The 16,106-nt window shown below is 42.8% G+C and carries 12 protein-coding genes; 8 read left to right on the top strand and 4 right to left on the bottom strand.

Annotated features, from left to right (window positions below):
- Positions 1-49 precede the first annotated feature (49 nt).
- The gene (locus A6K76_RS01500; RefSeq protein WP_066461394.1) at positions 50-442 is read right to left on the bottom strand and encodes a hypothetical protein; all 393 of its coding nucleotides are present in this window, start codon (positions 440-442) and stop codon (positions 50-52) included.
- Positions 443-1,258: 816 nt separating this feature from the next.
- Here A6K76_RS01500 and A6K76_RS01495 point away from each other — a divergent pair.
- The 5 genes from A6K76_RS01495 to A6K76_RS01475 all read left to right on the top strand — a co-directional run bounded on the left by A6K76_RS01495 (position 1,259) and on the right by A6K76_RS01475 (position 7,187).
- The gene (locus A6K76_RS01495; RefSeq protein ID WP_066461393.1) at positions 1,259-2,815 is read left to right on the top strand and encodes a GGDEF domain-containing protein; all 1,557 of its coding nucleotides are present in this window, start codon (positions 1,259-1,261) and stop codon (positions 2,813-2,815) included.
- Between the two features lie 635 nt (positions 2,816-3,450).
- Positions 3,451-4,023, top strand: a complete 573-nt coding sequence (locus A6K76_RS01490; RefSeq protein WP_066461386.1) for a LemA family protein — start codon at positions 3,451-3,453, stop codon at positions 4,021-4,023.
- A 1-nt stretch (position 4,024) separates the two neighbouring features.
- Entirely contained in the window at positions 4,025-4,858 is an 834-nt protein-coding gene (locus A6K76_RS01485) for a TPM domain-containing protein (RefSeq protein WP_066461385.1), read from the top strand.
- A 273-nt stretch (positions 4,859-5,131) separates the two neighbouring features.
- A complete protein-coding gene (locus A6K76_RS01480) occupies positions 5,132-5,761 on the top strand; it encodes a DedA family protein (RefSeq protein ID WP_211271717.1) in 630 nt (209 codons plus the stop codon).
- A 247-nt stretch (positions 5,762-6,008) separates the two neighbouring features.
- Positions 6,009-7,187, top strand: a complete 1,179-nt coding sequence (locus A6K76_RS01475) for a lysophospholipid acyltransferase family protein (protein WP_066461383.1) — start codon at positions 6,009-6,011, stop codon at positions 7,185-7,187.
- Positions 7,188-7,238: 51 nt separating this feature from the next.
- Here A6K76_RS01475 and A6K76_RS01470 read toward each other — a convergent pair whose 3' ends face one another.
- Together A6K76_RS01470 and A6K76_RS01465 are read right to left on the bottom strand one after the other, a co-directional pair.
- Positions 7,239-8,150: a DUF4145 domain-containing protein gene (locus A6K76_RS01470; RefSeq protein WP_066461381.1), complete on the bottom strand. Its 912-nt coding sequence runs from the start codon at positions 8,148-8,150 to the stop codon at positions 7,239-7,241.
- A gap of 15 nt (positions 8,151-8,165) precedes the next feature.
- Positions 8,166-8,879, bottom strand: coding sequence for a TcaA NTF2-like domain-containing protein (locus A6K76_RS01465; RefSeq protein ID WP_066461379.1), 714 nt, complete (start codon positions 8,877-8,879; stop codon positions 8,166-8,168).
- Positions 8,880-9,079: 200 nt separating this feature from the next.
- Between A6K76_RS01465 and A6K76_RS01460 the strand changes: the two genes are divergently transcribed.
- A complete protein-coding gene (locus A6K76_RS01460) occupies positions 9,080-9,697 on the top strand; it encodes a LysE family translocator (RefSeq protein WP_066461377.1) in 618 nt (205 codons plus the stop codon).
- Positions 9,698-9,817: 120 nt separating this feature from the next.
- On the opposite strand, the gene A6K76_RS01455 is transcribed toward A6K76_RS01460, so the two are convergent.
- Positions 9,818-11,776, bottom strand: a complete 1,959-nt coding sequence (locus A6K76_RS01455; RefSeq protein ID WP_066461375.1) for an S-layer homology domain-containing protein — start codon at positions 11,774-11,776, stop codon at positions 9,818-9,820.
- 524 nt (positions 11,777-12,300) lie between these two features.
- Between A6K76_RS01455 and A6K76_RS01445 the strand changes: the two genes are divergently transcribed.
- Together A6K76_RS01445 and A6K76_RS01440 are read left to right on the top strand one after the other, a co-directional pair.
- Positions 12,301-14,148, top strand: a complete 1,848-nt coding sequence (locus A6K76_RS01445) for an SLC13 family permease (RefSeq protein WP_066461370.1) — start codon at positions 12,301-12,303, stop codon at positions 14,146-14,148.
- A gap of 152 nt (positions 14,149-14,300) precedes the next feature.
- Positions 14,301-15,992: a methyl-accepting chemotaxis protein gene (locus tag A6K76_RS01440; RefSeq protein WP_066461368.1), complete on the top strand. Its 1,692-nt coding sequence runs from the start codon at positions 14,301-14,303 to the stop codon at positions 15,990-15,992.
- Positions 15,993-16,106: the final 114 nt, after the last annotated feature.

Here is a 16,106-nt window from a genome sequence, read left to right as displayed (position 1 = left end):
TCAGGGAAATTTCCTGATGGCACTTGTTTTGTTTTACGATCGCTTCTTTTTATTGCGGCACGCGCACTTCTAAAATGCTTTCTAAACTGCGCTTTGACAGCAAATAGGCGTTTTTAAATTCATTATATCGATTTGATAAGCGGTAGACGTTCATATTGCGATGTACCATGAGCTCATCAAACGATACTTTGACGTTTTTGTAGGCGACTAAAATTTTTTCAAAGTCGCTGTCGCGTAAATCGTGTGTACTAATGTAAATGTGGGCGTGCGTGTAGCTGTTATGTGCGAGACTTAAATAACTTGCGGCTAATGGGTATTGGAGCTCATTGTCGCTAAAGTTAATTAAAATGTCATATGTATTACATACGTTCGCATACATATCTTGATAAAGTTCGAGCAGCAATGTTAAATCATCAACTAGTTTTCTTCCTTCTTTTCTCATATAGAAGCCTCTTTTCTTTAAAATAGAGTGGAAATGCGAAGTAGTGATTTGCGTATTGAGTTAGAGCTTTATACATGCTACATGCGCACAACTATATGTATTCGTTCATTGTGTGCGTAACATAGCAAATTTTTTTAAGACAAAAAGACTATGTGTTTTGATTTTTTAGTTTAATTTAATGAATTATACTCCTTTCGTTATAGTTAAGTGTAGTTCAATAGAAATGAAAACGCAATAATATAATTTTGCGATGTACGTTCACAACTACAATACAAGTGAAAGCGTGTTAATGAGCTGTTTTTATACAGCTTTTTGTAGTTTTATGGCTCTTCCCGATAACTTGGGGTTGCTTTTCCCGCTGGAGTCCGCCTCTCGTTTCAAGCAACTTTTATACGTCAACCCCAGCTTACGGTGATGAACCAGTTTTATTCCAAAATCGGTGCTTGCAATATGTAAATGTATGTTCTGAAATGCAAGCGGCGAAAAAGCGAGCGCCGAAAATGTAAGGAACAAAGGCTAATTTCGTCGCGTCCATGCGACAATGCCTTTGTGACGAACATCATGTTGCCTTCTGCGAAAAGCGAGCCATCATATACGTTCAGTCATTACTACATACGTCAGGTGTTTTTTTACTTATTTTAGGGTATAGACGTGCATCACCGTAAGCTGAGGTTGTCGAATAAAGGAGGAAGATAGTATTTGTAACATCGATGTGACACCGTCTTCACCTCCACACTTGCTGAAAAGCGTGTCTCGAAACGAAAAGAAAATTCAAGTTATGGTGAAGAGCTTATATACGTAAAGGTGGTGTAATCGATGGAATTAACAGAGCACGCTTACATATTTTATTATGGTATTCCGATTGTCATTTTGCTTATTTTATCAACCGTTACATTAAAAAATAACGGACGCGCGCTTGAAAATCAGCTGTTAGCGGGAAGCTTCATATTATTTAGTACTTTATTTGGCGTGGAATGGTATCGTCACTTAGCACCGCTCGCCGTATCGCCATTTTTAACGAACTGGGTCATCGGTATTGCGACGATGCTGTCACTTAGCATGCTTATGCACGTTTGTTTAAAGCTATGCGAGAAGCATACGAAAAAGCGCATAGCTGTGCCGATGTGGCTGCTGTATAGCGGTGTGCTTGTCCATGTAATAATTATGCTAACACCGATCGCGCCGACGCTTGCTGACTTTTCGCGCAACGGCATTTGGATTGAGCGTGAGGCTCCGATTTATTTCGCGTGGATTGTATCGTTCGTCACGCTGGCGTTAACGGTTGATTTTATTATTTGTTTATATGCGTACATGAAAACGAAGGGTAAAAAAGCATCGCGTCATTTATTTATGTTTTTAATGACGATGCTGCCGTTCATTATCGTGCTGTATGTCATGTGCGTGTTGTTCGTGCCGACGACGTATATGCCGTCCATTTCAACGATTTACATGGTCGTATTTTTGGCGATGTTTTTAATGATCGGCATGCAGCGCTACAATTTATTTCCGCAATATGCAAGACGCTATGCAACGATGTTTGAACGCAGTCCGATTTGTAAGTTTATGTTAAACGAGCGCTTTGAAATTCAAGAAGCGAACGAGCAAACGATGAAATATTTAGGTGGCGCCTTTGAGAAAGCGAATTTCGTCGAGTTAATGGAGCGAAGTGGCAACATGGCACACGTGCAACGTTTATTAGACATTGTCGATGAACAAGGCGAGGTCGCTAACGAAATTGTCGCGCTCAACAATATTCATACGGGGAACGTTATGTATTTAGTCGTCAATGCGATTAAAATTCAAGACGACGGCGAAGTGTTTTATTACGTCATGTTTCGCGATAAGACGATTGAGCGACAACAGCAAGAACGCATTCGTGAGCTGGCATTTTATGACGGGCTAACGAAGCTGCCAAATCGTACGGCGTTTATGACACAAGCGGAGGAAGCGTTCATGCATCGTGACGGAAGCGGCATCGTGTTGTTTGATTTAAATTATTTTAAACGCATTAACGATAATTTCGGGCATGCGGCAGGAGATGAAGTACTGCGTGCAACAGCAGACGTGTTAAAAGCGTTCGTTACAGCACCGAACATGCCAGCGCGTCTTGGCGGCGATGAATTTGTCGTGTATGTCGATGAATCGACGCTTGATGTGCCTGTAACGCATTACGTACAACAGCTGCGCCACGCATTGGAGACGAAGCAGCTAAATTTTGAAGGGCATACGCTGCGCATTTCGCCGAGCATTGGCTACTGCAGTAAAACGGAGGTGGCGACGTTTGATGAAGCGTTGCAAGAAGCGGACAAACGTATGTATGATGACAAATCACGTATTAAACAACAAACAATCATAAAGGGGAGTATGCGATGAATTTCATTGTGTCATTAATGACGCTTAGTTTAGCGCTCTTACCAATTGTAATTAGCGTATATGTTTATAAAGGTCGTGCGCGTAAAAGCACACGTATGTAGAAGAAGTGCGTTATATGTTTTAGCGGGCATTGTATACTGGCTTTCAGAAATGAATAAAGTTAAGCGTGTTGATTCGCCATTCAACTGGCAGTTCGCGTAGTGCGGCTCGCTTTGCCTGTGCGGTTACTCGAAGTAAATCAATTCCTTAGGCTCAGTGACGAATAAAATGTTGGTCATGAAGGCGATGACTCGTGTAGTAGCGCTTATCACCTTCTTCCAGCTTCCGCACCGGGCTTACGGGGGAGCGTATTCCTTAACGAGTCTCGCTGCACGCGCCATGCCACAATCATGCCGTTTTGCTACTGGAAACAACTAATTCAGCTGTATAAAATTGGCGTATTAATAGACTTGGAATCAAATAATTCATTACAGTAAGATCAGTTTGACATGTAAAAGTTATTCGAAGCGTTTTCCTGCTGGAGTGCGCCTCTCGTTTTAAGCAACCGTTATGCGTCAATTTTAGCTTACGGTGATGACACTATTTAATAAATATTTTAGTGTATAATAGTTATAAAACGTATGGGAGGCGAACGAATGGGGAAATCTAAAGTGATGCTCGGTGGGGTTGCGGTGATCGTCGTTATTTTGGCGATCATGTGCATTTCGACGTATAACGGGCTCGTAACGAGTGAGGAAAATATTGATAGTCAGTGGGCGCAAGTGGAAAACCAACTGCAACGCCGCTTCGATTTAATTCCGAATTTAGTAAGTACGGTTGAAGGGTATATGACGCATGAGCGTGAAATTTTTGAAAACTTAGCGGCGGCACGTACAGCTTACGGTGATGCAACGAACGTTGAGGAGCAGGCGGTGGCAAATGATGCGCTGTCAGAAACATTGTCACAGCTACTAGTCGTTGTCGAAAACTACCCGACGCTCAAGGCAGATGCGCAGTTTACGCGTTTAATGGACGAATTAGCAGGGACGGAAAACCGTTTAGCTGTTGCACGAAAAGATTATAATGAAGCGGTGCAAGATTATAACGAAGATGTGCGCCGTTTCCCAGGATCGCTTATGGCAAGTATGTTTGGCTTTGAGAAGCGCAACTATTTTGAAGGTGAAGAAGGTGTAGAAGAAAATCCAGCAGTCGATTTCGGAGGCGAATGATATGAAACAAATGCTATTGATCGTGTTGCTTTGTTTACTTTCGGCGACGACTGCGGCAGCGGCAATACTTGAGCGACCGACGACGGCAGGCTTTGTGTTTGATTATTCAAACGTTATCGATGAGGATGTCGAAGCGGAGTTAAATGATTTTGCGCTTGCATTGCAGCAATCTGGCAAGCTTGAAATTTTCTTTATAACGGTTGGCACGATTGGTGATTATGAGCCGTACGAATACGGTATGGAAATTTTTAGAACGTGGGGCATTGGCGATCCGGAAAAGAATAACGGCATTCTCATTTATGTGACGACCGATATGCCAGATGAGGAAAATACGGTGCGCTTTGCAACAGGTGCCGGCGCAGGGATAAATTATCCAGATGGTCGTACAGGTGAGCTAATCGATACGTACATGATGCCATCGCTTGAAATTAACGACTATACGACGGCGTTTGCGCAAGTTGCCGAGGCAATACGACAGCAAGAGGAGCTCGCATTCGATTGGGAAAATACCGAGAAATTTACACCTGAAGATGACACAGATTATAGCGTATATTTCGTTTTCGGAGTGATTGCGCTGTTCTTCATATATAGCTGGATTAAAAAGCTCGTGCGCGGCATTCAAGGTCGTTACTATGCGCGTCACTTAAAAAAAACAGGCAAGGATATTCGCTCGCCTAGCTATATTAAATACGAGGAGGAACGTAAAGCCGCCGCGGCAGCTGCCATCGCTACGAGCTACGATTCGAACGACTACAACGATTACAGTAGCTCGAACGATTCGTATTCGGGCAGTGGCGGCGATTCAGACGGTGGCGGCTCGGATCGTCATTTTTAAATGGAATGGGGATGTGCTAAATTTAGTGCATCTCCTTTTTTGTTTGGAAAAGCATGCTATCAACATTTCCGGCATTGCCTGTTAACATTTATTTCGTAGCCGTTGTTCCAATTATTATCGAAACTGCCACAAAGTCCGTCACGTATACGAAATAAGTATTTTTTATAGCGCATGCACGCAACAAAACGTTATAATGAAAAAATGGAATGAGGAACTAAAGGTTGCGTAGTGCGTCCTACGTAGCGAGTATATAAAAGTTGGAGTTGATTTCGTTTGTTAGATACAATCATTTTGTCAATGGTTGAGTTTTTCAAAGGCTTTGGATATTTTGGGGTACTGCTTGCGCTTTGCTTCGAATTTATCCCAGCGGAAGTTGTGTTACCGCTTGCAGGCTATTGGATTTCTCAAGGTGAGTTTCAATACGTGTTAATGGTCATTGCCGGAACGGTTGGTGGCACGATCGGACCGTTAACGTTATATGCGGTCGGTCGTTACGGTGGTCGCCCAATCGTTATTAAGTACGGGAAGTTTTTCTTAGTAAACGAAAAGCAAATCGATGCAGCAGACCGTTTCTTCGCGAAGTACGGTGCAGGTGTCGCGTTTTTCGGGCGATTTTTACCAGTCGTGCGCACAGCGATTTCTGTACCATGTGGCATGACGAAAATGAACGTCGTGAAGTTTTCAATTTATACGTTTAGTGCGATGCTGCCAATTACGGCGCTTTATGTGTATTTAGGTATGAAGCTTGGCGAAAATTGGGAGCAAGCAGGCGATTTGTTTAAAGAATATTTACAACCGTTCGTTATCGTGCTTGCCATTGCCATTGTAATTTATGCAATTTATAAATACCGCATTTACTTGCTTGAGCGTAAGTTACGCATGAACGAGGAAAAAGAGAAATAAAATCGTAACCATTCAGTCGCACGTCGATTGAATGGTTTTTTGTTATGTGGACATTTCCGTCAGTTATACATATTCACAATACAATGTGTTAAAAATTATTGAAATGGCGTTGCGTATAATGAAAAAAAGATTATAAAATAACTTCATTATTGTTATAATATCAAGCGAGATAAGTAGACGGTATTTTACAGCGTGCAAGCCGTATTATAAGGCGGCAATTGCATAGCATTTAGAAAGTAGTGAAAACATGAGCATTGAAAGAAGGCTAAGCGATTTTGAAAAAAACTTGCTGTTAACGCCGATTCGAGCATATATTGAAGCAACGTATAATGTCGAGGTAGTGCGCAACGATACGATTGGCATGAAGCCACCATACATTATCGTCGGCAACCATGTGACGAACTGGGATCCGTTTTTCATTAATTGTTACGTTGAGGAACCGATTTGCTTCGTCGCCGCAGCTCCAGCGTTTCGAAATCCGATCATGAAGCGAGTGCTGGATTACGCAGGTGCTATTTCAAAAACGAAATCGCGCGCCGATAGTTCGACGGTGCGTGGATTAGTGCGAGCAAAGAAGGCAAATCGTGTCATTGGGCTGTTTCCAGAGGGTAATCGTACGTGGAACGGTCGCACTGAGCCGCTCGTCTATACGACGGCAAAGCTTGTGCAATCGTTAAATGTGCCTATCGTCGTGGCAAAAATTCGCGGCGGCTACTTAAGTCATCCGCGTTGGGCAACGTCAGTACGCAAAGGGAAGGTAACAGTTTCACTAGAGCGTTTGTTTGACGGTCAAGATGTGAAAGCGTTATCAACAGACGCGGTGCATGAAGCGTTAACGGATGCACTGACACTCGATGACTTTGCGTGGCAGCGTGAAACTGGCTTGACGTATCCAGGCAAAGAATTGGCGCATCATTTAGAGCGTTATTTATTTGCATGCCCACATTGTGAAACGGTCGGCAAGCTTCATTCACATGACGATCGTCTTACGTGCCAAGCGTGTAACTACGAAGTGCGCTACACAGTGGAGGGGCTCTTTGCACAAGTGAACGAGCCGCTTCATTTTACGCGCATCGACGACTGGAATGCGTGGCAGCAACAGTTTTTACAGCGCGCTGCCAATGACCGACAGCTTTTTCGTGACGCGCTATGCGATGACGTGACGCTACTGCAAGAAGTAGACGGACAGCTTATGAAGCAAGGCAAGGCGAGCATGACGTGTGATGGCAACGAGCTCATACTACAGCTTGCCGATCGCGAGCTACGTTTAGCGCTTGCGAACATTCAAAACATTAGTATTCATAAGCATCATAAAATTGATTTTTATTACGACGGTGCGTTATATCACGTGAAATTTACGAACAAGCGAGCGAGCGTGTACATGTGGTATTCGTACGTTAACGTAATGCAAAATAAAATTATATAGCGAAATAGGCTGTGCTACAAGTGAATGTCACTTGAGCGCAGCCTATTTATGTTAAAACAGCTTTTGCCAAAGTTGGATAACGGAAATAAGTGCATGATGAATGATCGATAATTTAAAAATAAGTAATACGGCTGTATGCGATTGTACTTTTATATAATGGTGTTTCAGCTCGCGCAGTAAAAACATCGCAACGAACGATAATAAAATTGCAGCAACCGGCAAAATGAAAATGAGCGGCGCAAAAATATATTGTCCTGTATCGATTACTAAAAAGCTATTTGTAAAATCGATAATGGCGCTGTTACCGAAGTTGCTGTTGTAATGCTGTTGAATAAATAAACGGCCGTAAAATTCTACATATGTGAGTATTAATACGATGAGGCTTACTGTAATAAACTGTGATTTTGTCTTTTCTCTTGCCTCGATTTCGTTTCTTGTTAGACGTTTTTCTTGTGGCGCTTCTGTCTTTTTATGCTTGTTTCGATTGCGATGTTTTTGCTTTTTTTGTGATGCTTGTGAAGATGTAGTTGGAACAGATTTTTGTTTTTGAGGAGGCTTTTGTTTAGCGACGGGCTGTAGCTTATATTGTACGATAAGCCATTCGCTTACTTCACTTGCTAAATGAAGTGCTTTATGTGCTGTTGGGACGTTCCCAAAGCTCGTTTCATGGGCAGCTTTATTCCCCATTTTACGAATTTGATGTAGCTTTTCATTGACGATTTCTGGAATGAGGTGATGTACATAAAGCTGTTTAATTTTCAATTCTTGCGTGAGTTCATTTCCTTCCTCTGATAATGGAAATGTAAAGTTTTCACGAGCAGCAACGAGCTTAACATAATCCTCTCCAAATTGACGTATTTTAATGAGTGCGATATTCGGATCATCTTGATAAAATTTTTGAGCTGATTCGCCGAGCTCTTTTAGCTTTATAAATGGACCGTGTAATTTTGAAAAATGATACATTGTTTCACCTCTTTGTTATCTGAAATATAGCTGTAACGATTCAATGCGTGGCCCATTTTCATGAAATAGGACGTTGTAAATAGAGTATTCATAGTATGTGGAACGTCTAATTTCATTTGGCCAATAACGGTGATATTTCACGATAACAATAGGCCAATATGTATTTCCATGACGCAATACATCGAGCACTCGGAAATCGACAATGCGTATTTTTCGCTCGTCTTGGCGCATCTTTTCAATTGTACCGATTTCATATTCATACATCGCTGAGCTTGTATTATAAAACGTGGCAAGGTCGCTACTATTTAATGTTTCATAGGAGTTTTGCAGCGTCGAGAGCAGCTTTTCGGTAAACTGCATAACCTCTTCCTTTTTCGCATCGGGGTTAGCTGTAATTTCATATACGTCATTTGCGCTAATCCACGTATATTGTGCAACTGCATTTTCACTTGTAACAATTTGGTAAGCTCCATTTTCAAATTTTACGAAAGGATGCATGGCACTTACTTTATTTGTAATGTTGCGCTCTGTTGTAAAATCATTCGTGCTTCGTGAAAATGCTACTTCCTCCTTCGTATGAACGATACCTGTAACGGTTGGAATGAATTGTTGTAGCTCTTGCCATTCGGTAGAAGTAATCGTAAAATCGCTACTGTCATTGCGGTTAAACATGACAAATGCGATGAGCAGTATGATGATCAGCGTGGTGCTAGCTATTATTTTTTTCAATGATTGTCCTCCTTTCTACCTTTAAGGGAATTTTAACAAATATGAAATGTATTTACTATACAATGGAACTTATTGTTTTCAGCAACCAAACTGAAATCAGGCGTGTTGTAGCTGGCAATTGACTAGCTAATGAACAGATTTGAGATGGAATAATCGAAATATGGTATAATCAACAAAATTTATTCCGAGGAGTGAACGATATGACAAATATTACGCTGTTTATGATCGCTTGTGTGTTGCTCATCATCTTGCCGGGGCCAGACACCGCCATCGTGACGAAAAATACGATTGTGTACGGCAAAAAGGCGGGCTTTCAAACGATGATTGGCTCATGCTGTGGCTTAGTCATTCATACAGTGGCGGCAGTAGCAGGCTTATCCGCGTTAATTGTGCAATCGGCGGTCGCGTTTACGATTTTAAAATATGTCGGAGCGGCGTATTTATGTTATTTAGGGGTGCGTACATTGATGAACATGCGCGCGAAAAAAGTGACAAACGAGGAGCAACTAGTCGAGGCGAAAGGGAAATCGGCGTTTATGCAAGGATTCATTACGAACGTGACAAATCCGAAAGTTGCGGTGTTCTTTTTAACGTTTTTACCGCAGTTTTTAGCGCCCGATGCGAATGTGTTTCTCGCGTTTTTAGCGATGGGTAGCATTTACAGTGGCATGACGCTCGTCTGGTTTATTTTTTACGTGTACTTGCTCAATTCGATTCGCAACTTTATGCAGCGACCAGCAACTGCCGCGATTATTGAGGCGATGACGGGCATCGTGCTGATTGGCTTTGGCATAAAGCTTGCTTTCGAACAGCGATAACGTTATTCATTATTAGCGCACATGGTTAAGAGAAAAAAGTGTTAGCGGCAATCTTTCCGCTAACACTTTTTTTGGGTAGATAAGTTAAGAATGATAAATGTTTGCCGCACGAGGCGACGATTATTTCGACGTATTTTCTAGCGCACGCATAATGAACGTCGCAAATTGAGCGCGCGTTACGTTATCATACGGTGCGTAAAGTGAAGCGGTTGTACCTGTCGTAATGCGGTGGTGATAAAGCGTTGCGATGTTGTTGTACTGAGCGTACGTATCCGGTTTACCGATATCCGTAAACTTCATGTCAGCTGTTCCTTGTAGCCCGAAGCCTTTTACAAGTGCTTGTGCCATTTCGCCGCGCTTCATAACGCCGTTTGCATTAATTTTGTTATCTTGAATGTTAATTAAGCCGCGCGTGTACGCTGTAGCAAGTACATCGTAACCGTACGCACCTTTTTTAATATCCGTTACTGTTGCAGGAAGTGCTGCGCTTGCAGACGGTTGGACGCCCATTGCACGAAGCATCATCATCATCGCATTAATACGTGAAACGCTTGCACCTGGTTTGAATGTGCCGTTTTCGTAGCCTGTAATGATGCCGATTTCTGCTGCGTTGTTAATGTTCTTTAAATGTGAGCCTTGTCCAACATCTTTAAAGCCTGCGAACGGTTTAATCGTACTGTTATTGCCTTTTTTCACGATTGTGTACATTTTACCGCGTGTGACGAAGCCTGATTTTAGACGGTCGTGACGCGCTTCATTGAATGTAATTTTGAGCTTGTATGTGCCGTCAGCGATATTGCCAGGCATCATCATTTCAAACTTCTCCGCAAACGAGTTGTAATCTAAGTTGTGCGGTGCAAGCCCTGTAATAATTTTACGGTATTCACCGATTGATTTGTTGTTTTGGTTAAGCACTTGTACGACCATTTCACCGCGTACAGGCACTTTCCCCGTATTTTTCATCGTCACTGTACCACGGAACGCGAATTTCTTTTGTGGCGTTACGTAAGCAGATAAACGATCTGTCGTTAACGTTAAATCGTACTCGCGCTGTGCGAATGCGTTATGACGTTCCATTAACCAGTCAAGAGAAGCGGCTAATACAGCTTTTGCGTCCTCTTCACCTTCTGTATTTGTATCTTTTTGGTTTACTGATTTTGTGCCATGCCATTCGTAATCCGCATAGTCTACCGTGAAGTAATCATAAATTTTAAATGATGAGTACACGATGCGACCTGCGCCGTATTGTGCAGATAATAACGCTGGTGTTTCACCTTTTGTAATGTAGTTGCTCTTATACTCTTGTTGTGCGGCATTATAGTTTTTTAACGAATAATCTGCATACGTTAAAATCGGCTGCACGTTCGCACTTGGCCAAAGCGCAAGTGTTTCAACCCACTCCACACCGTTTTCTTTTAACGTAATGTTATTTTTACCTAAACGTTTATACGCATTCAATAAAATTGGGTGCGTGCTGTTTGGTACGTTTTTAATTTGCATGTTCGTTAATGCCATATCGTCGCGGAACGTTGATTGGAATACTTCTGTTAAGTTGTCCCACTCCCAAATGTACGTTAACGTGTCGTAAATTAATGGAGATAAATCCATTTTCGTTCGGTCTGGCTGGAAATCGTCCCATTCGTTACGTGCTGTTGCGAAAATAAACTGCGCATTCCCGCCACCGTAAATGTAGTGACGAATGTTTTCACGCTGTTTATGGTTCAGCATCACTGTGTACGGTAACACAATAACTTCAAACTGATTTAAGCGAGATAAGTCGTTTAAATCTTCATCGTACAGCTTTGCGACGTTATAGCCTTGTGAACGGTATAGCTCATACAGCTTGTTCGATTTGTTTTTCGCTGAGCTGTAGGCGATTTTCGGATCGACGTTTTTTTCATCGGTAAATAACGGTGGCGTATATTTACCAGCAACGTTTTCAGCGAACATAAACTTTTCGTTTTGCTCTGAATATAGTACGCCGACTTTGCCTGTGTTTGCACTTGCTGTCCAAGATGGTAGCACGAACGATAACGCTACGAAAAATGCGAGCAACGCGGTAATGCGTAAATGCTTCATTAAAAAGCCTCCTCAAATTAGTATGTCTTACATTTTTAGTATATCGAAATTTTGGTGCATGCGGTTGAGAAAATTGGAAATACGTAAAAATGTGCATCATTTTACAGTAATTCATACAAATATCGTAGGGAATAACAGACGAGATATAGGAAAACGATTGCACATATTGCATTCATTTGCCCATACGTGAAAATTCAGGTCTGTTGATTAGCCATTTATATACAGTGAAATCGGTTGTTTTTAGCAACCATCTGGAAATAAATGCTGCATATTAATGGCAGTAAGCGTGCGGCGAGACTCCTTGGGGAAAAGCTCGTGCCTCAAGACCCCGTAAAGCGCGACGCAGGAGCGGTGCGGAGGCTTGAGCCGAGCCCCAGGAAAGCGAGCCGCAATACGCTTCTGCCAATTGATTGGCTAATCAACACGCTTGGTGAAAATCTTGTGAATAAAATAATAAAGAAAATTATGACATTAGACTTTCTTTCCCGCCTATGTGTATAATCGAATGGAAAGGACGTGAAAACATGGCTTTAACGGTAACGTTTATTATTTTAACGTTAACGATTCTTTTATTTATGACGAACCGTGTGCGCGGCGATTTAGTGGCGCTGATCGCATTGCTTGCCTTTGTGATTTTTGGCATTTTAACGCCAGCTGAAGCACTTGCGGGATTCTCGAATTCAGTTGTCATTATGATCGCCGGGCTGTTCGTTATCGGTGCAGGTATTTTGCGCACAGGGCTTGCGGCAATGGCAGGCAATTTATTACTGAAATGGTCGGGTGAAAGTGAGCTGCGACTGTTCATCTTACTGCTCGTCATCGTTGCCACAGTCGGCGCATTTATGAGCAATACAGGAACGGTCGCGCTTATGTTACCGATTGTTGTCAGCATTGCACTGAGCATTAACGTTAGCTCTTCGAAGTTTTTATTGCCGCTTTCATATATTGCGTCGATGTCTGGGCTTATGACGCTCATCGCATCACCGCCAAACTTGATCGTTAGCCAGCTGCTCGTTGACGAAGGGTACGAAAAGCTCGGTTTCTTTACAATTACGCCAATTGGCATTATTGCCGCGTTTATTGCAATCGTCTATTTAGTGCTCGTACGCAATACGTTGCTGCCAAAAGATGCATCGCGCAATGAAGGAAGCGGTGGCTATAAATTGTCACCGGAAAAGTTGGCGAAAACGTACGCACTTGACGATAAGCTGTTTCGCATTCGCGTATCGGAGCAGTCACCAATCGTCAGCATGCCACTTGCTACATTGAAGCTACCGGCGCAGTTTCACATTTACGTCATGAAAATCGAACGTCGCGCAACAGAAGGCATTCATTTATTGCCGATGACGTATCAAGAAATGGCAGGGCCGACGAGCATTATTCAGCAAGGCGATGTGCTGTACGTGCAAGGGTTACAAGAAGATGTGGAGCGCTTTGCATCGGTTTATTATTTAAACTTAGAAACAGAGCGCGATACGGATGTTGAGCATTTAATTTCAAAAAAAATCGGGGTTGCCGAAGTGCTGCTCACACCGTCATCGAGCTTAATTGGTGAAACGGTTGAAAAAATCGGCTTCCGAAAAAAGTACAACTTAAACATTTTAGGTATTAATCGAAAAGGGACGTATTTAATGAAAAATATGGCCGAGCAAAAGCTACGATTCGGTGACGCCATTTTAGTGCAAGGAACGTGGGACGAAATTGAGCAGCTGTCGCGCGAGACGCAAGATGTTGTCGTCGTCGGTCAGCCAAAAGAGCAAGCAGGTGTTGCGGCCGCAAGCGGTAAAGCGTGGCTTGCCGGCATCATTATGGCGTTCGTCGTAGCGCTCATGGTGTTTGAAGTGTTTGACGCCGTTATTGCAGTGTTAATCGGTGCAGTGCTCATGATTGCGACAGGCTGCTTGCGCAATATGGATGATGCGTATAGCAAAATGAACTTTGAAAGTATCGTGCTCGTTGCGGCGATGCTTCCGATGGCGACCGCGCTGCAAAAAACGGGTGGCATGACGCTCCTCGCCGATAGCATCATTTCTGTGCTCGGGCAATACGGTGCGTTCGGTGTACTCGTCGGCGTCTATTTACTGACGGTCGTGTTCGGACAATTTGTAAGCAATACTGCAACAGCTGTATTGTTTGCGCCAATTGCGATGACAGCGGCACAAACGATGGACGCGAATCCGTACACGTTTATGATTGCCGTTGCGGTCGCTGCAGGTATGGCGTTTGCGACACCGATCGCCTCACCGACGAACTCGCTCGTTATGACGGCAGGTGGCTATAAGTTTAGTGATTTTGTAAAGGTAGGCGTGCCGCTTCAGCTCATTATGTTCGTTGCGATGATGTTTATTATTCCGTTATTTTTCCCATTGTAAATAAGTTAAATACGTAAAAGGTGCACGAAAGTTATCAGTGCATCTTTTTTCGTTTTACGTAGTGTATAGACAACGAACTAGATAAAAGGTATTATGTATAGTTAATGGAAAGAAGTTAGAAATACCTAATTAAATAAGTGGAGTGTACATACATGAAATTTAAAACGATTAAGATGCGTGTAGTTAGTGGTTTTTTGTTGTTAATTGCGATCTTTTCTTTATTTGTTGTTTACAATTATGTAACGAATCGATCGGTCGAGGAGCAAACGCAGGAGCTCATTCAGCACGAATTAGCGTTGCTGAAATCGAACCAAACGTTAGCAACTTCGATTACGACGCGAGTAGCAGCGGCAACGAGCTATATTGCGACAGGACAAGAACAATACTTACAAATGTTTTCGGAATATTCAACGATTGCGGATGAGCAAATTAAGCTGTTAAATACGCTCGACCCAGAAGGCATCGACAAACGTTCAGCTTACGTTGAGAAAGGTATCGCATGGCGTGATGCAGTGCAAAAAGATGTACTAGACGTTTTGCAAGTAGGTAATCTTGAGCTTGCGATTGAAAATTTAACGGTGTTAACAGCGGAAGCAACCGTTGTACGTAAAGGTTACGATGAATTAGTGAATGCTAATTCAGATCGCATTGATGAACTAGGCGATGAAATTATTGCGTCGACGAAATCATCCCGAACAATCGGAGGTATTGCCGGTCTTTGTATTATTGCCGTGAGCGTATTGTCTGCACAGTTTATCGTACGCAGCATTGTGAAACCGATTCAAGATGTGGCACAGCGCATCGGTAAGCTAGCAGACGGTGATTTAACAGACGCGCCGATGAATGCACAGCGCGAGGATGAAATTGGCTATTTAATGGCATCATCAAACAAGCTATCAACGAGTTTACAAAACGTAATCGGCTCGCTGCAGCACGTATCTGAAAACGTCGCGGCGAATTCAGAAGAAGTTGCGCAATCAGCGAACGAAGTAAAAGAAGGCTCAAATAAAGTAGCAATCGCCATGCAAGACATTACAGACGGCATGGCACTACAAGATGCACGCACGACGAATTTAGTAGACGTGCTAAGCGAATTTAAAGTTGGCGTTGAAGCTTCTACAGCAGGTGGGCAGCAACTCGCAACGCTAGCGACCGATGTACAGCGCTTAACGACGAACGGTCAGCACCAAATGACGACGACGCTCGGACAAATGAATACGATTGACCGCATTGTGAATGACGCTGTGTACAAAGTCGAAAACTTACGCGAAAAATCAACCGAAATTACATCGCTCGTTTCGGTCATTAGCGACATTGCCGACCAAACGAACTTGCTTGCATTAAACGCCGCAATTGAAGCGGCACGCGCAGGCGAGGCAGGAAAAGGCTTCTCGGTCGTAGCAGATGAAGTACGCAAGCTTGCTGAACAAGTAAGCCACTCAGTTACTGAAATTACGACGATTGTTGAGACGATTCAACACGAGACGAACGCCGCAACGCATTCATTGCAAGCAGGTTACGAGGAAGTGAAAAAAGGTTCACAAGAAATGACGACGACGAATGAAACGTTTGGCGAAATTTTCAACGCCGTTCATACGATGCATGCGAACATTGATGAAATTGCGAACAATTTAACGATGATTGATACGCGTACCGAAACGATTAATGCAGTCGTTGCTGATATTGCTAGCGTTACGCAGCAATCGACATTAAACGTCCAAAATGCCACAGCGACAATTGAAGAAACATCAAGCACGATGGAAGAAGTGGCAGGCAGCACTGCCCAACTTGCCGAAATGGTTGAAGAGCTAAATGCACAAGTACGACAATTTAAGCTTGTGTAATAAAACTAGCTGACATAAGAAAAGTGCTATCAGGAAATGTTGAATTTTCTGGTAGCACTTTTTTATTTTTACTGTTGTATCACGTCTTTTAACATTCCGAGGATCCAGCTTTTA

The sequence above is a fragment of the Caryophanon latum genome (assembly GCF_001700325.1).
Classification (GTDB): domain Bacteria; phylum Bacillota; class Bacilli; order Bacillales_A; family Planococcaceae; genus Caryophanon; species Caryophanon latum.
Note: the sequence above shows the minus strand (reverse complement) of the source record. Positions and strands in the feature narration are given on the sequence as shown.